16 protein-coding genes are annotated in these 18,749 nt (G+C 67.4%); 6 read left to right on the forward strand and 10 right to left on the reverse strand.

Annotated features, from left to right (window positions below):
* Window positions 1–84: 84 nt before the first annotated feature.
* The gene (gene msbA, locus CEK29_RS13595; RefSeq protein ID WP_094800829.1) at window positions 85–1,860 is read right to left on the reverse strand and encodes a lipid A export permease/ATP-binding protein MsbA; all 1,776 of its coding nucleotides are present in this window, start codon (window positions 1,858–1,860) and stop codon (window positions 85–87) included.
* A gap of 133 nt (window positions 1,861–1,993) precedes the next feature.
* Between msbA and CEK29_RS13600 the strand changes: the two genes are divergently transcribed.
* From CEK29_RS13600 to CEK29_RS13610, 3 genes are read left to right on the forward strand one after another with little or no spacing between them, the layout of a single operon-like run.
* On the forward strand, window positions 1,994–2,980 hold the full coding sequence (locus CEK29_RS13600; RefSeq protein ID WP_255176156.1) for a glycosyltransferase family 9 protein: 987 nt from the start codon (window positions 1,994–1,996) through the stop codon (window positions 2,978–2,980).
* 1 nt (window position 2,981) lies between these two features.
* Window positions 2,982–3,746: a YdcF family protein gene (locus CEK29_RS13605; RefSeq protein WP_094800831.1), complete on the forward strand. Its 765-nt coding sequence runs from the start codon at window positions 2,982–2,984 to the stop codon at window positions 3,744–3,746.
* A gap of 2 nt (window positions 3,747–3,748) precedes the next feature.
* Window positions 3,749–4,003: a YkgJ family cysteine cluster protein gene (locus CEK29_RS13610; protein ID WP_094800833.1), complete on the forward strand. Its 255-nt coding sequence runs from the start codon at window positions 3,749–3,751 to the stop codon at window positions 4,001–4,003.
* 21 nt (window positions 4,004–4,024) lie between these two features.
* On the opposite strand, the gene CEK29_RS13615 is transcribed toward CEK29_RS13610, so the two are convergent.
* From CEK29_RS13615 to dnaE, 7 genes are all read right to left on the reverse strand, one after another.
* Window positions 4,025–5,182 (reverse strand): glycosyltransferase family 4 protein, encoded by a 1,158-nt coding sequence (locus CEK29_RS13615; RefSeq protein ID WP_176456906.1) that lies wholly within the window; start codon window positions 5,180–5,182, stop codon window positions 4,025–4,027.
* Window positions 5,160–5,885, reverse strand: coding sequence for a polysaccharide deacetylase family protein (locus CEK29_RS13620; protein ID WP_255176157.1), 726 nt, complete (start codon window positions 5,883–5,885; stop codon window positions 5,160–5,162). The genes CEK29_RS13615 and CEK29_RS13620 overlap by 23 nt, the downstream gene beginning before the upstream one ends.
* A 226-nt stretch (window positions 5,886–6,111) precedes the next feature.
* Window positions 6,112–7,224: a glycosyltransferase family 4 protein gene (locus CEK29_RS13625; RefSeq protein WP_094858436.1), complete on the reverse strand. Its 1,113-nt coding sequence runs from the start codon at window positions 7,222–7,224 to the stop codon at window positions 6,112–6,114.
* On the reverse strand, window positions 7,221–7,973 hold the full coding sequence (locus CEK29_RS13630; protein WP_094800837.1) for a glycosyltransferase family 2 protein: 753 nt from the start codon (window positions 7,971–7,973) through the stop codon (window positions 7,221–7,223). Before CEK29_RS13630 ends, CEK29_RS13625 begins: the two co-directional genes overlap by 4 nt.
* Window positions 7,970–8,842 (reverse strand): polysaccharide deacetylase family protein, encoded by an 873-nt coding sequence (locus CEK29_RS13635; RefSeq protein WP_094858437.1) that lies wholly within the window; start codon window positions 8,840–8,842, stop codon window positions 7,970–7,972. Before CEK29_RS13635 ends, CEK29_RS13630 begins: the two co-directional genes overlap by 4 nt.
* Window positions 8,835–9,956, reverse strand: a complete 1,122-nt coding sequence (locus tag CEK29_RS13640) for a glycosyltransferase family 4 protein (RefSeq protein ID WP_094858438.1) — start codon at window positions 9,954–9,956, stop codon at window positions 8,835–8,837. The genes CEK29_RS13635 and CEK29_RS13640 overlap by 8 nt, the downstream gene beginning before the upstream one ends.
* On the reverse strand, window positions 9,956–13,447 hold the full coding sequence (dnaE, locus tag CEK29_RS13645) for a DNA polymerase III subunit alpha (protein WP_094800843.1): 3,492 nt from the start codon (window positions 13,445–13,447) through the stop codon (window positions 9,956–9,958). Before dnaE ends, CEK29_RS13640 begins: the two co-directional genes overlap by 1 nt.
* 81 nt (window positions 13,448–13,528) lie before the next feature.
* Between dnaE and lpxO the strand changes: the two genes are divergently transcribed.
* Together lpxO and CEK29_RS13655 are read left to right on the forward strand one after the other, a co-directional pair.
* The gene (gene lpxO / locus CEK29_RS13650; protein WP_094800845.1) at window positions 13,529–14,428 is read left to right on the forward strand and encodes a lipid A hydroxylase LpxO; all 900 of its coding nucleotides are present in this window, start codon (window positions 13,529–13,531) and stop codon (window positions 14,426–14,428) included.
* 18 nt (window positions 14,429–14,446) lie between these two features.
* A complete protein-coding gene (locus CEK29_RS13655) occupies window positions 14,447–15,376 on the forward strand; it encodes a transcriptional regulator GcvA (protein ID WP_094858439.1) in 930 nt (309 codons plus the stop codon).
* Window positions 15,377–15,470: 94 nt separating this feature from the next.
* On the opposite strand, the gene CEK29_RS13660 is transcribed toward CEK29_RS13655, so the two are convergent.
* Window positions 15,471–16,688, reverse strand: coding sequence for a CaiB/BaiF CoA transferase family protein (locus tag CEK29_RS13660; RefSeq protein ID WP_094858440.1), 1,218 nt, complete (start codon window positions 16,686–16,688; stop codon window positions 15,471–15,473).
* 29 nt (window positions 16,689–16,717) lie between these two features.
* On the reverse strand, window positions 16,718–17,497 hold the full coding sequence (locus CEK29_RS13665; protein ID WP_094858441.1) for an enoyl-CoA hydratase/isomerase family protein: 780 nt from the start codon (window positions 17,495–17,497) through the stop codon (window positions 16,718–16,720).
* Window positions 17,498–17,754: 257 nt separating this feature from the next.
* Between CEK29_RS13665 and CEK29_RS13670 the strand changes: the two genes are divergently transcribed.
* The gene (locus CEK29_RS13670) at window positions 17,755–18,720 is read left to right on the forward strand and encodes a Bug family tripartite tricarboxylate transporter substrate binding protein (protein WP_094800853.1); all 966 of its coding nucleotides are present in this window, start codon (window positions 17,755–17,757) and stop codon (window positions 18,718–18,720) included.
* Window positions 18,721–18,749 lie beyond the last annotated feature (29 nt).

The following is an 18,749-nucleotide window of genomic DNA, read 5'->3' on the forward strand; positions in this document are numbered from 1 at the left end:
GAAGCCGCCTCAGGCAGCCGCAGATGCAAAAACGCCCGGGACCGCGAGGTCGCCGGGCGTTTTCTTCGCGCAGCCGAGCCGGGCTCAGTCTTCGCGGAACTGCATGTTGTAGAGCGAGGCGTACAGGCCGTTGGCCGCCAGCAGTTCTTCGTGCGGGCCCTGCTCCACGATCTGGCCGTTATCCAGCACGACGATGCGATCGGCGTTCTGGACCGTGGAGAGACGGTGGGCGATCACCAGCGTGGTGCGGCCGCGCATCAGGCGCTCGAGCGAGGCCTGGACCTGGCGCTCGGATTCGTTATCCAGGGCCGACGTGGCCTCGTCCAGAATCAGGATGGGCGCGTTCTTGATGAGCGCACGCGCGATGGCCAGCCGCTGGCGTTGGCCGCCCGACAGGCGCGCGGCGTTTTCGCCTACCGCGCTGTGCATGCCCTGCGGCAGGCTGTCGACGAAGTCCAGCAGGTTGGCCGCGGCCAGGGCCTCGCGCACGCGCGCGTCGTCGGCCTCGCCCAGGGCGCCGTAGCCCACGTTGGCGGCGATGGTGTCGTCGAACAGCACGACATCCTGGCTCACCAGCGAGATGTGCGAACGCAGGTTCTGCAGCGTGAGCTCGTCGACCGGCACGTCGTCGACCAGGATCTGGCCCTCGGTGGGCAGCACGAACCGCGGCAACATGTTGGCCAGCGTGGTCTTGCCGCTACCCGAGCGCCCCACCAGGGCCACGGTCTGGCCCGGCAGCACCTCGAACGACACCTGCGAGACGGTGTCGCGGCTGGCGTCGGGGAAGCGATGCGTGACGTTGCGGAACTCGACCTTGCCGCGCACCGGCTCGGCCAGCTTGCGCGTGCCGGTATCGGTTTCGGGCTCCTGGTCGACCAGCGTGAACACGCTTTCGGCGGCGACCAGCATCTTCTGCATCTTGCTGGCCAGGTTGGTCAGGCGCTTGATCGGATCGAACAGCTGCGCCAGGGCGGCCATGAACGACGCGAAGCTGCCCGCGGTGAGCGCGCCGGCATTCGCCTGGCCCAGCGCCACGGCGATGACGGCGCCCACGGCGATGGAGATGCAGACCTGCGTGAGCGGCGTCATGGCCGCGTCGGCCGTGGCCGTGCGCATCGCGTAACGGCGCAGCTTGGCGTTGACGAAGCTGAAGCGGCCGCGCTCGGACTCGTAGCCGTCGAACAGCTTGATGACGCGCTGGCCGTCGATGCCTTCGCTCACGACCCGCGTGAGCTCGGCGTTCATGTTCACGGTTTCGCGGTTGATCTTGCGCAGGCGGCGGATGAACGTGCGGGCGATCAGCACCGACACCGGCAGCATCACCAGGATGATGAGCGTGAGCATCCACGACATGTAGAGCAGCACGCAGATCAGGGCGATGACGACGAGGGTTTCGCGCACCAGCACCGTGATCACGTCGGTGGCGTAACCCGTGACGTTGCCGGCGTCGATCGTGAAGCGATTGAGCAGGCGGCCGGTATCGCCGCGCTTGAAATCCGCGTCGGGCAGACCCAGCAGACGGTTGAACATGTCGCGGCGGATGCCGAGCAACACGTTGTTGGCGACCCAGGCCAGCAGATAGTCGGAGAAGAAGTTGCAGACGCCGCGCAGCATGATCAACCCGACCACGGCCAGCGGAATCGACCACATATACGACGGCTTGGCACCGGAGAAGCCATCGTCGAGCAGCGGCTTCATGATGATCGCCAGGGTCGGCTGGGTGGCGGCGGCGCCTGCCATCAGCAGGATGGCGAGGGCCAGGCCTTTCCAGTATGACCCCACCCGGCTGTAGATGCGTCGCCAGAGTTCGGGCCTGACCGGCTGCGACCCGGCGGACGCGTTGCGTGCGGCAGAATTCAAGGAATCACTCGCTTTAATACAATTGTGCCCGTGATTGTACTGGCCGACAGGCTGGCGGCCAGCGTCCGGGCCCCGCCCGCCCGGCGCCCGCCGCGCCGCCGAGCCTATCCGACTCTTAGCAAAACACCCCTCTATGTCCATTCCGTGTCTTTACGTGCGCATGCCCAATTGGGTGGGCGATGTCTGCATGAGCCTGCCCAGCCTGCGGCTCGCGCTCGCTACCGGCGTGCCGGTGGTGGTGTGCGCCCGGCCCTGGGCCCGCGAGCTGCTCGCCGGCCTGGATCTGGCCGGCTTCATCCCCATGCGCGGCAAGCTCGGCGCCGACCGGGCGGCCGTGCGGGCGCATCGCCTCACGCTGGGCGCGAACGCGCGCGCGGCCCGAGGCCTCGTCCTGCCGGATTCCCTCTCGAGCGCCGCCGTGTTCCGCCTGGCCGGCGTTCCGAGCGCGGGCTATCGGGACGATGGCCGCAGCCTGCTGCTGCGCTGGCCGGTACGCAAACCGGCCCGGCCGCTGCACGCCGTGCAATCCTGGTACTACCTGACCCGCCAGGCCCTCGGCGCCTGGGGTCTGCCCAACGGCCCCGAACAACCCGCGCCCGAGCTGGATCTGCCGGTGACCGCGGCTCAGGTGGCGCAGACCGACGCCGCCCTCGCCGACGCGGGGCTGGCCGACAAGCCCTTCGTGCTGATCGCGCCCACGGCCACCGGCCTGCACAAGGGCAAGGTCAAGGTCTGGCCGGGCTTCGACGGGCTCACCCGCCACTTGCAGGAACGGGGTCATACCGTGTTAATGTGCCCACCGGCATCCGAAGTGGACGAGGCGCGCCGCAACGCACCCACCGCCACGCTGCTGGCGCCGCTGCCCTTGGGCGCGTTCGCCGCGCTCACCCGACGGGCGGCCCTGGTGGTGTGCAATGATTCCGGGGTTTCGCACGTGGCGGCCGCGGCCGGCGCGAACGAACTCACGCTTTTTGGCGTGACGCGGCGCAGCCGCACCGGCCCCTGGTCACCGAAGGCGATCCTGCTCGGCGACGAGGACGCCTGGCCCACCCAGGACGCCGTGGAAAGTACGACCGTAGCATTGCTCGCCGGCGACCTGCCCGGGCAGAACCCGAATTGATATGCAGATCACGAGTTACCTGACCAGCCTCATCATTCCGCTCAATCTCTGTATCACCCTGGTGATACTCGGCCTCGTGCTGGGCCTCTTTCGGCTGCGCAAGACCGGCGCGACGCTGATCGCGGCCGGCGTGCTGTGGGCCGCCGCGTGGTCACTGCCGGCCACGTCGCTCTACTTCGGCGGCAAACTCGAAACCCATTATCCGCACCTGCAGCCTGCCCAGGCGCCCACCGCCGATGCGATCGTGGTGTTGGGCGGCAACACGGCCAATGGCCGCGCCAACTGGTTCCTGCCCTACGACAAGGACACCGCCGTGGTGCGTGTCGATACGGCCACCGAGCTCTATCTGGCGGGCCGCGCGCCCAAGGTGGTGCTCTCGGGCGGTGCGCTCGAAGGCGACGTGAGCGAGGCCAAGGGCATGGCACATCGGATGCGCCAGCAGGGCGTGCCCGAGCAGGCCCTGATCCTCGAGAACTCCAGTCGCAACACCTACGAAAACGCGGCGCTCACCGAAGACACGCTGCGCGCGCACGAGATCAAGAAGGTGCTGCTGGTGACGTCGGCGCTGCACATGCCGCGCGCCATGGCGGCCTTCTCGAAGCAGGGTGTGGAAGCCATCGCAGCACCCGCGCCGCAGCAGATCGTGCTGCCGCCCGACGGCTCGGTCTCGGCCTGGATCCCGGACGAGCGCACGCTGGACGCCAGCCGCTCCATCATCAAGGAATACGCCGGCCTGCTGGTGTACTGGCTGCGCGGCTGGGTGTAATCATGCAATGCCGTCCGGCCTGCGGGGCCTGTTGCACCGCGCCGTCCATCTCGAGCCCGATTCCGGGCATGCCGCAGGGCAAGCCCGCGGGCGTGCGCTGCGTGCAACTGGATGCCGACGAGCGCTGCCGGATCTTCGGCGACCCGGCCCGCCCGGCCGTCTGTGGCGGGCTGAAACCCTCGGCCGCCATGTGTGGCGAGTCGCGCGCCCATGCCCTGCACTGGCTGGGCGACCTCGAGCGGGCCACGGCGCCCTGAAACCGGCGCACGCCGGATCGCTCAGGATCCTGCGGCCTGCCGCTGCGCGACGATCTCGCGATATATCGCTTCGAACTGGGCCGTGACCGACTGCCAGCTGCGGGCGCAGGCGACCGCGTCACCTCCCGCGATCAGCTGACGGCGCAGGCCCTCGTCTTCTCCGATCAGACTGATGGCATCGGCCAGCTCGCGCGCGTCGCGCGGGTCTTTGAGGATCAGGGCATCCTGGGCGTGCGTGAGATAGCAGGCAAAGCCGCAATACCCCGAGGCGCTGATGACGACCGGCAGGTGATGCGACATGGCTTCGAGCGGCGCCATGCCGAAGCTGTCGTTGAGCGTGGGGTGGGTATAGAGATCGGCCGCTTCGTAATACTGCCCGACGTCCTGCGTGGGATCGACGAGCGAAATCCGGCTGCCCACCACGGCGCGGCGCGCGACGGCAGCCTTGGTGGGGGCATCCGCGCCCACCACCAGCAGCCGGTAGCGGGCCGGAAGCCGCTCGAGCGCGTCGAGCAGCGTGGGCAGCCCTTTGCGCATGGGATTGCGCGCCACCAGCAGACACAGCACGTCGCCGGGCTTGCAGCCCAGGCGCTCGCGCGTCGCCACGCGCCGGTCGGCGTCGAACGGCTTGCACACCTGCACCCCGGGCGCGATCGTCGCGAGCGGGATATCGCCATACGCCGTGCGCATCTGCTCGACGATCAGGGCCGACACGGCGACCACGCGCTTGTCGGGGCGGGGCCGCACGCGTGCACGCTCGAGCAGCAGATAGGTGGCGAGGCGCGGGCTGAGCCACACGAACGGACGCCGCCAGGCGGGCAGCGCGCAGATCCGGTTGTAGCGCACCGGGGTGACGTGCATGACCTGCACATCCCCTGCCCAACCGTTCATGTGCGAATGCACGATGTCGAAACGGCCGCCGCGCGTCAGCCGGCTGGCGCGCCAGGCAAAATTCAGTACCCGCATCCAGCTGGGCAGCTTGAAGGGCGGACACACCTTCATGTAGGGCAGCTGCAGGTCGCTGTCGTAGTCGCGCGCGATCACGGTGACATCGTGGCGCTCGGAGAGTTGGCGGACCAGCTCGACGCCGTAGGCTTCGGCGCCGCCGAAACGGTTGCCGAAGCGGTCCACCAGCAACGCAATACGCAAACGCGTGTCAACGCCGCCGGATGTCTTCATAGCGTGTCAGGGTCTTTTGCAGGAAGCGCAGCAGATGCGTGGAGCGTGCCACCGTGACACGGGGCAAGCCGTAGGGATCGTCGCGTTCGCTGGCCAGCCCGCGGGTGGTCAGCGTGGCGTTGACGTAGCCGGCCTCGCGCGCCATGTCGCGGTGCTCGGGGTTGTTGTCGCCGTAGGGATAGCAGAACGCGGTGACGGGCGCGCCGAGCACCTGCTCGAGGGCGTCTTTCGAGTCGCGGATCTGACGCCGGGCCTCGTCGGGCGCGATGCGCGGCAGATGCACGTGGTCGAGCGTATGCGAGCCCACTTCCTGGCCAAGCGCATGCCATTGGCGCATTTCATCGGCGCTCATCAGACCGGAATAGGGAATGCCCTTCGCCGTGTCCCAGACGTTGCCACCATCGAGCTGGTTGGCCACGAAATAATTGGTCCCGGTGAATCCGCACTCCTGCAGCACGGGCGCGGCGTTCTCGAGCACATTGCGATAGCCGTCGTCGAAGGTGATGCCGAATACCTTGCCCTGCTTCTCGTTGCGCAGATAGGGCATCAGGTCGCGCATCGACAGGCCGCGATAGCCGAGCCGGCGCATCCAGGTCATCTGGCGGCGAAAGCTCGCCGGATGCACCGTCAATCCGCGAAACGGCGTGCCGCGCGGGTTGGGCTGGCCGATCTGGTGATACATCAGGATGGGGATGGAACTCATGCGCGATCGGGATCCGGAAGAACGGCGAACGCGACCCAGCGCGCGCGCCGCAGGCATGCCTGCAAAGACCCTCATTATATGAGGGGCTCACGTTTCAATATGACGAGTCAGGGGGCGAACAGGCGCTATTTGTAGCGCCGTCGCAGCATCGACGGGCCGCAACGGCGGATCGGCCGTACCCGGCGGATCCGCCACACCAGCGGTCGCCACCGGCGGGCCGCCGCGTTCAGCGTGCCAGGGCGGCGTGGTAGACCTGCATGGTCGCCGCGGCGAAGTCCGGCAGGTTGAATTCGCGCAGAGCCTTTGCCCGCGCGGTCCGGCCCATCCGCTCGGGCAGGCCGCGGTCGGCCAGAAGCGTGTGCAGCACCTCGGCGATGCGCGTCACGTCGCGCGCCGGCACGACCCAGCCGTCGACGCCAGGCTCGATGTTTTCGGGCAGGCCGCCCGCATCGCTGGCCAGCACGGGCAGGCCGATCGACATCATTTCGCGCGCGGCGAACGACAGCGCTTCGCGATAAGACAGGACGAAACCCACATCGCAGGCGGCCAGCGCGGGCCGGACGTCGTCGAGCAGACCGGGGAAGAACACCTGCCCTTCCATGCCGGCGGCGCGCACGCGCGCCAGCTTGGCCTCGTTGGGCGGATCGCCCGCGACCATGATCAGAACCTGCTCGCGCAGGGACTGGGGCAGGATGCCCGCCGCCTCGACCAGGTCGAGCCAGCCCTTGGCGAGATCGGTGCCGCCGGCGCTGCCCAACAGCAGCTTGCCGCGCCAGCCCGCGCCGAAACAGGTCTCGCGCAGACGCTCGACGTCGGCCGCGGGCGGCGGCGCGTAGTAGTCGGTGTCGATGCCGTGATGCACCGTCGAGACCGGCAGCACGCCATAGGGCGAGTCCATCACCAGTTCGCGCACGTAATTGCTCACGGCAATGACGTGGTCCGTCGCCAGCCTGGCCCGCACGGCATTGCCCAGGCTCTTGAGCGAGTGGTCGTTGTGCTTGGTGAAGACGACGCGCGGCCGCTTGCGCAGGCCCAGCATCGCCACCATGACCTGGCGGTGGTCGGAGGATCCATTGCAATGGATCACGTCGAACTGCTCGCGCTTGATCAGCGCGCGCATCTGCGCCACCGGGCCCGGCCAGCGCGACACGCGCGAGGGGTAATCCATCGGCTCGACCCGCACGCCGGGGATCTCGGCCGCGTAACGATGCAGGCGGCTCGTGCCGGGCGACGCGACGAAAATCTCGTGGTGAGGCGCCAGCGCGCGCGCGAGGTTGATCACATACGTGACGTGGCCCCCGCCATTGCGCGGGTGAAAGTTGGTATAGAGGATCTTCACTTGCGCTGGTCGGTCAGGAACATCAACTTCGCGTAGCGGTAGAAGCTGCCGGAGGCGGCGGTGACCGCGAGCACGAGACCGTGCTTGCCATCGAGAAAGCCGCGCCGGATCAGGTAGATGCGCACGAAGGTCCAGAAGCTGTGGCCCAGCGCCGAAAAAATCGTGGCGCGCTTGCCGCGCGCGTGCATCATGGCCGCCGCGTCGGACGAATAGCGGTTGACCTTGTTGATGAGGGCTTCGAAGTTGTTATAGGGGTAATGCACGAGGTGACCCTTGAGGCGCGCGGGGCCACCGTGTTGCGGCACGACGCGCTCATGGACCGCCGCGTCGTTGAAGCGGGCCGAGCCGCGCTTCCAGAGGCGCAGCACGTAATCGGGCCACCAGCCGCTGTGGCGGATGAAACGGCCGCAGAAATCCGACAGGCGCGCCACCTCGAAGGTGTCGGCCGAGGGGTTGGCCATGACCGCCTGGATCTCGGCCGCCAGTTCGGGCGGGACGCGCTCGTCGGCGTCGATCGAGAACACCCAGTCGCCGGTCGCCAGATCGAGCGCGCGGTTTTTCTGCGGACCGAAGCCGGGCCAGTCGGGTGTGATCTCGACGCGGGCGCCGAAGTCGCGCGCCAGCTCGACCGTGTTGTCGGTGCTGCCAGAATCGACCACGATGAACTCATCGGCGAAGGCGACCGACTCCAGGCAGGCCAGGATATTCGCGGACTCGTTTTTGGTGATGATGATGACGGAGAGCGTCATTTGCGGTTCCTTGCGCGCTTGCGCCATGCCTTCCAGGCATGGAAGTACGGGCCGATCACGGGATGACGCGACAGCCAGATACGGCGGCGCAGCCAACCGCCGGCGCGATTGCGTACGGCAAAGCGGTAGATATGCCCGGGATCCGTGCCGGGGCGGTTCTGGCCGAACGGATCGGTCGTGTAGAGGTGGCGAAAGCCCGCCTCGCGCGCCGCCTCGACGTAATCGGCGTCGAAATACCCCTGCGGCCAGCACAGATGACTGCTGACCTCGCCCAGGCGTTCGGTCAGGGTGGCGCGCGACTGCGCGAGCTCTTCGTCGACATGCCGGCGCTTGGCCTGCGTGTCGCCCTTGCATTCCTTGTCCCAGCGCGTGTGGGTGTGCGTATGCGAGTGAAACTCGAAGGTGCCGGCGGCGCGCATGGCGTCGATTTCGCTCCAGCGCAGCATGCACTGGTCGGCCTGGCCCGCCGCGACGAGGCGCTTCGAGGCGTCGTGGTCGGGCGTGGCGGGCAGCGTGGCGCCCTGCTGTCCGGCATGCGGACGCACCGGGCCATCGCCGATCCAGCCCGTGATAAGGAACAGTACCGCGCGCATGCCATGACGCTCGAGCACGGGATGGGCATAGACCCAGTTGTCGAGATAGCCGTCGTCGAACGTGATCAGCACCGACTTCGGCGGTACCGGCGCACCGTCGAGGTAGGCCTCGAATTCGGCACAGGACAGGGCGTGATAGCCCGCCGCGGCCAGGCTCGCGATCTGCGCTTCGAAGACGTCGGGCGTGGCATTGATCATGCCGCCTTCGGGGGTGACGTGGTGGTACATGAGTACCGGCACGTTGGGTGCACTGTCGCGCGGCGATGCGTCAGCCATGAACGGCCCCCCCGTGACCCAGCTCGGCGAGCCAGCGCAGGTACTGCGTTTCGGTCGTCAAGGCGAGGCGCTCGGTCGAGAACACGCCTTCGTCGCGGATCATGCGATAACCAGCCTGCCCCATCGTACGGCGCAGCTCGGGATCGTCGATCAGGCGGCGCAAGGCGGCCGTGAGCGCGGGCGCGTCCCGGGGCGGGACGAGCAGGCCCGTCTCGCCTTCACGCATCATTTCGGCCACGCCACCCACGCGCGTCCCGATGACCGGCAGGCCCATGGCCTCGGCCTCGACGTACACGGTGCCCGACGCTTCCTGCTCGGTCGCCAAGGCAAAAATATCGAAGCCCGCGAGCAGGTTGGGCACGTCGCGGCGCACGCCCATGAGGTGAATGCGCGACTGCAGCCCGAGCTCGGCGATGTAGGCCTGCGTCCGCTCGAACACCGGCGAGCCACCGCCCACGAACACCAGGTGGAGGTTGTCGTGCTCGGCGATCAGCGGAAGCATGGCGTCGATCAGGGTGCGGTGACCCTTGAGCGCGCGCATCACGGCCACGCAGCCCACCACGATATCGGTGTCGGCCAGCGACAGCTCGCCGCGCAGGGTCGATTGCTCGATGGGCGGCGGCAGAATGATCGGCGAATACGCGGTCGCGACGCGCTCGCGCGGCACGCCCCGCGTGATCAGGTATTCGCGGACGTGATCGCTCACGGTCAGCACACGGTGGGGCAGCCAGGTGTACGACCACATCGACCCGACCTTGTTGGCCAGGTGACGGGTCCGCACGATCAGCGGCGTGCGGGCAAAACGCGCCGCGGCGGCCGCGATGACCGTGTCACGCCGGCTGTGCGTGTTGAGCACGTCGTAGTTGCGCTCACGCAGCAGGCGCGTCATCCGGGCCACGCCGCGCACATAGTTGACCGGGCCATTCATCGGCACTTCGTGCACGACGAAGTTTTCGGCCTTGAGGCGTTGGCCCAGCGGCGCGTCGGGTTGGACGATCGCCTCCATGTGGTGGCCGCGCTCACGCATGGCCAGCATTTCTTTGAAGATGCGGCCTTCCTGACCGCCGAAGCCCGTTGCGGCTTCCGAATGAACAATACGCAAAGGACGAAACATCAGTAAGTTACCTCGACGCCGTCCGGCTTGGCCCAGGCGGCCAGGTTTTCGAGCAGGGTGTCGGCCATGCGCACCCGCCACTCTTCGCCGAGGCGGACCGTGCACAGGAAGTTGTCCTTGCGGTAGACCACGTCGACGGGCACGCCAGGCACGCCATTCTCGGGCTCGGCGCGGAACGGATTGAGCATCTGACGCAGACGGGCGGCATCGGCCTGCCCGTTGAGGCTGATCCGCAGCGAGCGGGCCCGCGCTTCGCGAGCGAGCTGCAGGTCGTAGAGCTGGTCGGCCACGATGCGCATGCCGCCGGAATACTCGTCGTTGCTGACCTTGCCCTGCACGATGAGCAGCTGGTCTTCGCGCAGACGATTGCGATGCTTTTCGTAGAGCTCGTTGAAGACCGAAATCTCGACCTGGGCGGTGCCGTCGTCGAGCACGGCGAACACCATCTTGCCGCGGCGGGTCATCATGACGCGCACGGCGGCCAGCACGCCGCACATCCACTGAAGATCGCGCTGCGGTTCGACGCGCGCGAGCTGCATGGGCACGATGCGCCGGACTTCGTCGCGCCAGTGGTCGAACAGGTGACCGCTGAAGTAGTAACCCAGGGCCGACTTTTCTTCGGTGAGGCGCTGGTGCAGATTCCAGGGCGCGACCTTGGCCAGCTCGCCCGCCACCACATCGCCGCTGTCGTCGCCGAACAGCGAGGCCTGGTTGGCGCTGCGGGCGGCCTGCTCGGCCGCTTCCATGGCGGTGGGCACCGACGCCAGCATGGCGGCGCGGTTGGGCTCGATGGTGTCGAACGCCCCCGCACGGATCAAGGCTTCGACCGTGCGGCGGTTGACCGCATGTTTGCTGACGCGACGGCAGAAATCGAACAGGTTGAGGAACGGACCACCCTCTTCGCGTGCGCGCAGGATCTCTTCGACCGCGCCCTGCCCCGTGCCCTTGACCGCACCCAGGCCGTAGCGCATGGTGCGCGGCGGCTTGCCCTTGGCGGTGTAGGCGTCTTCGACCGGCGCGAAGCGATAGCCCGAGTAGTTGACGTCGGGCGGCAGCACCTCGACGCCGTTGTCCTTGGCGTCGCGGCAGAAGGTCTGGACCTTGTCGGTGTCGTCCATATCGGACGACAGGGTCGCGGCCAGGAACTCGGCCGGGTGATAGGCCTTGAGCCAGGCGGTCTGGTAGGAGATGAGCGCGTACGCGGCCGAGTGCGACTTGTTGAAGCCGTAGCCCGCGAACTTCTCCATCAGGTCGAAGAGCTTGACGGCCAAATCGGGATCGTGGCCCTTCTCCATGGCACCCTGCTGGAACAGCTCGCGGTGCTTGGCCATCTCTTCGGCCTTCTTCTTGCCCATCGCGCGGCGCAGCAGATCGGCGCCCCCGAGCGAGTAGCCGCCGAAGATCTGCGAGATCAGCATCACCTGCTCTTGGTAGACGATGACCCCGTACGTGCTCTTGAGGGTCGCCTCCAGATCGCCGTGGAAGTAGTCGACCGCGGCGCGCCCGTGCTTACGATTCACGAAGTCGTCGACCATGCCCGACTCCAGCGGGCCCGGACGATACAGCGCCAGCACGGCGATCACGTCTTCGAACGTGTTCGGCCGCAGCTTCTTGAGCAGCTCTTTCATGCCGCGCGATTCGAGCTGGAACACCGCGGTGGTGTTGGCGTCGCACAGCACCTTGTAGGCGGCGGGATCGTCCAGCTCCAGCGCCATCACGTCGAAATCGCGCTTCTCGGGGTTGAACTGGCGCACGTAGCGCACCGCCCAGTCGAGAATGGTGAGGTTGCGCAGGCCCAGGAAGTCGAACTTGACCAGGCCCGCGGCCTCGACGTCGTCTTTGTCGAACTGCGAGACCGCGCTGTTTTCCTGGCCCGGCTGGCAATACAGCGGGCAGAAGTCGGTGAGCTTGCCGGGCGCGATGAGCACGCCGCCGGCGTGCATGCCGATATTGCGGGTAAGCCCTTCGAGCGGCTGCGCCAGGTCGACCAGCGCGCGCACCTCTTCTTCCTGGTCGTAGCGTTCCTTGAAGGCGGGTTCGTCTTTCAGGGTGCGCTCGAGCGACCAGGGATCGGCCGGATTGAACGGAATGAGCTTGGACAGCCCATCGCAGAACATGTACGGCATATCGAGCACGCGGCCGGCGTCCCGCACGACGGCCTTGGCGCCCAAGGTACCGAAGGTGGCAATCTGGCTCACGGCCGCGCGGCCGTACTTTTCCTTGACGTAATCGATGACGCGTTCGCGGTTGTCCTGGCAGAAGTCGATATCGAAGTCGGGCATGGACACCCGCTCCGGATTCAGGAAGCGCTCGAACAGCAAGTCATAGCGGATGGGGTCGAGGTCGGTAATGCCCAGGGCATAGGCGACCAGCGAGCCGGCGCCCGAGCCCCGGCCAGGCCCCACGGGCACGCCGTTGTTCTTGCCCCAGTTGATGAAGTCCTGCACGATCAGGAAGTAGCCGGGGAAGCCCATCTGGATGATGGTCTTGCACTCCCAGCGCAGCCGGTCGTAATACTGCTGACGCTTGGCATCGCGCTCGGCGACGTCCGGAAACAGAAACTCGAGGCGCTTTTCGAGCCCCTCTTCCGAGAGCTGGATCAGGTAGTCGTCGAGCGTCACGCCCTCGGGCGTGGGGAAGTTGGGCAGGCGCGGCTTGCCCAGCACCAGCGAGAGGTTGCAGCGGCGCGCGATCTCGACCGTATTGGCCAGGGCCGACGGCACGTCGGCGTAGCGCTCGGCCATTTCTTCGGACGTGGCGAGATACTGCTGCTGCGTGAAGCGCTTGACGCGGCGCGGGTTGGCCAGGATCTCGCCCTCGGCGATACACACCCGGGCTTCGTGCGCCTGGAACTCTTCACGGTCGAGGAACTGCACCGGGTGCGTCGCCACGACGGGCAGGCCGGCCTCGGCCGCCAGCCGCAGGGCCGCCTGCGTGTAGGCTTCGTCGCCGTCGAAACCGGCGCGCTGCAGCTCGATGTAATAGGCGTTGGGGAACATCAGCGCCCACTGGCGCGCGAGCGCCAGCGCGGTGACGGCATTTCCCGCCTCGAGCGCCTGCCCGACATCGCCCGCCCGGGCGCCGGACAGCACGATCAGGCCGTCCTGGCCCTGCAGCCACTCGCGGCGCACCTCGGCGCGCCCCTTGTACTGATTCTTCAGGAACGACTGCGTGAGCAGCTCGCACAGATTCAGGTAGCCCTGGTGGTTACGCACCAGCAGCAGCACGCGAAACGGCTTCTCGCGATCGTCGTCGTTGGTGATCCACACATCGCAGCCCGCGATGGGCTTGATGCCGGCGCCGCGCGCGCCCTTGTAGAACTTGATCAGGCCAAAAATATTCGACAGATCGGTCAAGGCGACGGCGGGCTGGCCCAGCTTGGCGACGCGCTTGATGAGGTCGGAAATACGCACGATGCCGTCCACGACCGAGAACTCGGAGTGGACGCGCAGGTGTACAAATGGGGGCGGATTGGATACGGCTTCGGACATGGACGCGATTGTACCCAGTCGCACCCCGGGGGTGGGCGAGCTAAAATGGCGGCTAATTCACCGAGTAGATACGTCCCCATAATGAAATGGTTGATCCCTGGCATCTGGCTGGCCGCCATTCTGTTCGCGCACTTCCGCGGACGCGTGCGCCTGTCCCTGTCGCGTCAGTTTCTTGATCACTCCGTGCTGCTGGCCCCGATCAACGCCTTCATGGTGTTGTGCTCGCGCGTGCCGACCACGCCCTACCTCACCTCGCGCGAGATCCCCGAGCTGCAGGTGCTGGACGACAACTGGGAAGTGATCCGCGCCGAAGCGCTCCAGATGGCCGAGCTGCGCCGCATCAAGGCCGCCGAGCGCCACGACGACATCGGCTTCAACTCGTTTTTCAAGTACGGCTGGAAACGCTTTTATCTGAAGTGGTACGACGCCCGCCATCCCTCGGCGGAAGAGCTCTGCCCCAAGACCGTGGCCATCCTGAAGAGCCTGCCCAAGGTCAAGGCGGCGATGTTCGCCGAGCTGCCGCCGGGCGGCAAGCTCAACGCCCACCGCGATCCGTTCGCGGGCTCGCTGCGCTACCACCTGGGTCTGGTCACGCCCAACGACGACCGCTGCTTCATCCGCGTGGACGGCGACGACTACAGCTGGCGCGACGGCGAAAGCGTGGTGTTCGACGAAACCTACGTGCACGAAGCGCACAATCGCTCCGAGGCCAACCGCATCATCCTCTTCTGCGACGTCGAGCGTCCGCTCAAGTGGCGCTGGGCCGAGGCGTTCAACCGCTGGTTCGGCCGCAAGGTGATGTCGGCCGCGAGCTCGCCCAACGATGCCGGCGACCAGACCGGTGCCATCAATAAGCTCACGCACCTGCACTGGACCATCGACCAGAAGCGCAAGAAGTTCAAGGCCTGGAACCGCACGGTCTACAAGGCGACCAAGTACCTGCTGATCGTGGCGGTGATCGCGGGCTTCATCCTGCTCTGATCCGCGCGCGGCGCCCCCATGCCCCGTCCCATTCCGCCGCTCAATCCGCTGCGCGCCTTCGAGGTCGCGGCGCGGCACCTGAGCTTCACCCGCGCAGCCGAAGAGCTGTGCGTGACGCCGTCGGCGGTAAGCCATCAGATCAAGGTGCTGGAGGACAACCTCGGCATTCCCTTGTTCGTGCGGGACACCAAGTCGCTGATTCTCACGAGCGCGGGCAAGGCCTACCTGCCCGGCGTGCAGGAGGCGTTCCGGCAGCTGGTGCAGGCCACCTATCGCGTGCAGCGCGAGCGCCAGGTGCCGGCGCTCAAGCTCAACCTGCCGCCCACGTTCGCGATGAAATGGCTCATCCCGCGCATGAAACGCTTCATGACGCGGCATCCTGATATCGATCTGCGCGTGTCGACCTCGAAGCACATGTCCGATTTCGCGCGTGACGATGTCGATCTCGAGGTGCGCTACGGGCGCGGCGACTATCCCGGCCTGCGTGCGGAGCCATGCCTGACGGTGGCCGTCACCCCGGTGTGCAGCCCTGCCCTGCTGACGAGCGGCACCCCGCTCGCGACCGTGGAGGACCTGCGGCATCACACGCTGCTGCACGACGACAGCACCTACGATGACGTGAGCAATCCCGACTGGGCCACCTGGCTCGAACACGCCGGCGTGAGCGATATCGACACCTCGCGCGGGCCCTCCTTCTGGCCCAGCCATCTGGTGATCGACGCGGCCATGGACGGGCTGGGCGTGGCGCTGGCCAAACGCCCCTGGGTGAGTCGCGACATCGCCGAAGGCCGCCTGATCGAGCCCTTCCCGGCGCTCACGCTGCCCGTCCAGTTTGCCTATTACCTGGTCTATCCGGAGGAGCGCGCCGCGGATCCGCGTATCCAGGCATTCGCCGCCTGGGTGCGCGAGGAGCAGGCAGCCGAGGGTCAGCCGCCGCCGCTACGGTAGAAACGCAGCGCGCTACGATCACGCAGCGCGTGGCGCTCCGCAGGCGCAGGCGGCGCGATCGCCTCGCGAAAGGCAGCGCCCAGGCGCCCCCACATCACGCCATCTCGGCCGCACGCTGCGCGCCGAACGCCCCGCCCTCGCGCCAGCGCGCCACGCGTTGCGCATCGATGCCCAGCTCACGAAACACCTCGTCGGTGTGCTGGCCCAGCAACGGCGCCGGGCGGCGCACCTGTTGCGGCGTGCCGTGCAACTTCACCGGAAACCCCAGCGCCTTGGTCGGGCCTTCGACCGGGTGGTCGATCTCGAGCACCATCTCGCGCGCCCTGGCCTGCTCGGTATCGAGCGCCTCGGCATAGTCGAGGATGGGCGCCGCCGGCACGCCCGCGGCAAGCAGGCGCTCGACCCAGACGTCGGCCGGCGCGGCGGCGAGCGCCTGTTCGATCAACGGAATCAGGTCGGCGCGGTTGGACAGGCGCGCCACGTTATCGATGAAGCGCGGGTCGGCCGGCAGATCCGGACGGCCGATGACGCCGCAAAGCGCGGTCCAGAGCTTGTCGTTGGCCGCGCCGATCACCATGTAGCGGTCGGCCGCCCGAACGGCCTGGTACGGCGCGCTCATGCGGTTGGCGCTGCCCAGCGGCGCCGGCACGCGGCCCGTGCCCCAGAACTCCGCGCTCTCCCACACCGACAGCCCAAGCGCGGTTTCGTACAGCGACGCGTCGATGTATTGGCCCAGGCCCGAGGTGGCGCGACCGATCACCGCGCTGAGGATGGCGTACGAGGCGAAGAGCGCGGCGCCCAGGTCGGCAAACGGCACGCTGGACTTCATGGGCGCGCCGCCGGGCTCGCCCATCACGCTCATGGCGCCGCAACTTGCCTGCGCGATCAGATCCAGGCCGGGCCGGCGCGACCAGGGCCCCGTCTGACCAAAGCCGGAGATGCTGGCGTAGACCAGCCGTGGGTTGATCGCGTGCAGCGTCTCGAAATCGATCTTCAGCCGCGCGGCCACGCCCGGCCGGTTGTTCTCCACCAGGATGTCGGCCTGGCGCACCAGCTCGTAGAAGGCTTCGCGGCCCTCGGGGTGCTTGAGATCGATTTCGACGCTGCGCTTGTTGCGGTTGAGCGCCAGAAAGCCGCCACTGTCATCGCCCTTGAGACGGAATCCCATGGCACGGCGAGTCTGGTCGCCCGTGCCGGGAGCCTCGACCTTGATCACGTCGGCGCCCATATCGCCGAGCAGCATGCAACAGTAGGGCCCGGCCATGATCTGACTCACGTCGAGCACGCGCAGGTTGGCAAGCGGAAGCGTCATTCTGAATTCCTTGTGTCGCGTGGTGCGGCTCAGCGGCCGACGAAGACGGGGCGCTCTTTGGCGAGAAAGGCGTGATAGCCGATGCGGAAGTCCTCGGTGTCGAAGCAGTCGTAGGCTTCTTCCAGCTCGGCATCGGTGAGCGGACGGGCTTCGCCCAGACGCTGCACGAAGCGCTTGTGCCAGCGCGCCACGAGCGGTGCTCCCTGGGCGATGCGGCGCGCGGCGGCGGCGCCTTCGATGTCCACATCGGCGTCCGCTACCACGCGATTGACCAGGCCCTTGGCCTGCGCCTCTTCGGCACCGAACACGCGGCCTTCGAGCACGATCTCGAGGGCAACGGCGCGGCCCGCCAAGGCCACCAGACCGCCTAACTCGCCGTACGACATCACCAGGCCGAGACGGTTGATCGGCGCGCCGAAGCGGCTGGAGGCCCCGCAGATGCGCATATCGCACATCGACGCGAGCTCCAGGCCGCCCCCGATGCAGGCGCCATGAATCACCGCCAGCGTCGGGTGGCGGCTCTCGGCCACCGCCTGCATCGCGCGGTGCGTGACCTCGCCGTAGGCCCGGGCGGCCGCCTTGTCGCGTCGGGTGCGCGGAAACTCCTCGATGTCGGCGCCGGCCGAGAAGGCGCGTTCGCCGGCACCGCGCAGCACCACGCAGCGCACGGTCTCGTCGGCGGACAGTTGCTGCATGGCGTCGATCAGCCCCTGCCACATGGCGAGGTTCATGGCGTTCATGCGGTCGGGATTGTTGAGAATGACGGTGGCGATGGCGCCATCGCGTTCGACGCTGAGGGAGGGGGACATGGGGCTCTCTGCTTGGGCCGCGCCAGCGGAACGGCCGAGGTTGATTCGGGTGAGAAAAGTGTAGGAAGCCCCTCGGAACGCGCCAAGCGAGAAATACTGCGCCGCCTTTCAAGAAAATCTCGTGCACCGCTGTGAGAAAAACTCAGCGCCGATTCAAGTATTTCGACGTTGCGGCGAAGCGGCGGCGCTTCCTACACTTTCCGCCATACACCGCCTCGTCCGCTTGCGGACCGGCGCATAACACGACGGAGACAACAATGAATCGACGCCAGCTTCTGGCAGCGGCCGCGGCCGTCAGCCTGCTTCCCCTGGTGGCCCGGGCCCAGCCCGCGGCCGCCGGCAACATGCGCATCGTGGTGGGCTTCCCGCCCGGTGGCGGCACCGACATGGTGACCCGGCTGCTGGCGCAGAAGCTCGGCGCGCTGTGGAACACGCCCGTGGTGGTCGAGAACCGCGCCGGCGCGGCGGGCGTGATCGCGGCCGAACACGTGGTCAAACAGCCCGCCGACGGCAGCTGCCTGCTGATGACCAATTTCAGCAATCACGCCGTCGCGCCCAGCCTCTACCCCAAGCTCAGCTATCAGGTCGAACGCGATTTCACGCCCGTCATGCTGGCCGGGGTGTCGCCCAGCCTGCTGGTGTGCCGCGCCGACCAGCAGGCCCGCACGCTGCCCGCGCTGGTCGAACGTTGCCGCAAATCACCGGGCAGTGTGACATTCGGCTCGGCCGGTCCGGGCTCGGTGCAGCATCTCGCGCTCGAGATGTTCAAGCTGCGCGCGGGCATCGACGCGCTGCATGTGCCTTACCGCGGCTCCGGCGCCATGATGACCGACCTGCTGGGCGGCCAGATCGACTACAGCTTCGAGACCATGGCCTCGGCCTCGCCGCACGTGGCCGCCGGCAAGCTGGTGGCCATTGCCCAGACGCGCCTGCGCCGCTCGCCCGCGCAACCCAACGTGCCGACCATGGCCGAGCAGGGCTATGCGGGCTTCGACGCCAGCACCTGGTACGGCCTGGTGGGACCGGCCGGCATGGACCCTGCCTTCGTGGCGCGGCTCAACACCGATCTGAACACCATCCTGCGCCAGCCCGACGTGGTCGAGAAGATGACCTCTTATGGCGCCGAAGACGGCGGCGGCAGCGCCGAGCGCTTTGCCGCCTTCATCACGGAAGAAAAGAACAAATGGGCCAAGGTGATCCACGACGCCAAGGTCACCGTCTGAACCTGCCCGGCCCGCCCTCGCCGCACGAA

The sequence above is a fragment of the Bordetella genomosp. 5 genome (genome assembly GCF_002261475.1).
GTDB lineage: Bacteria > Pseudomonadota > Gammaproteobacteria > Burkholderiales > Burkholderiaceae_B > Bordetella.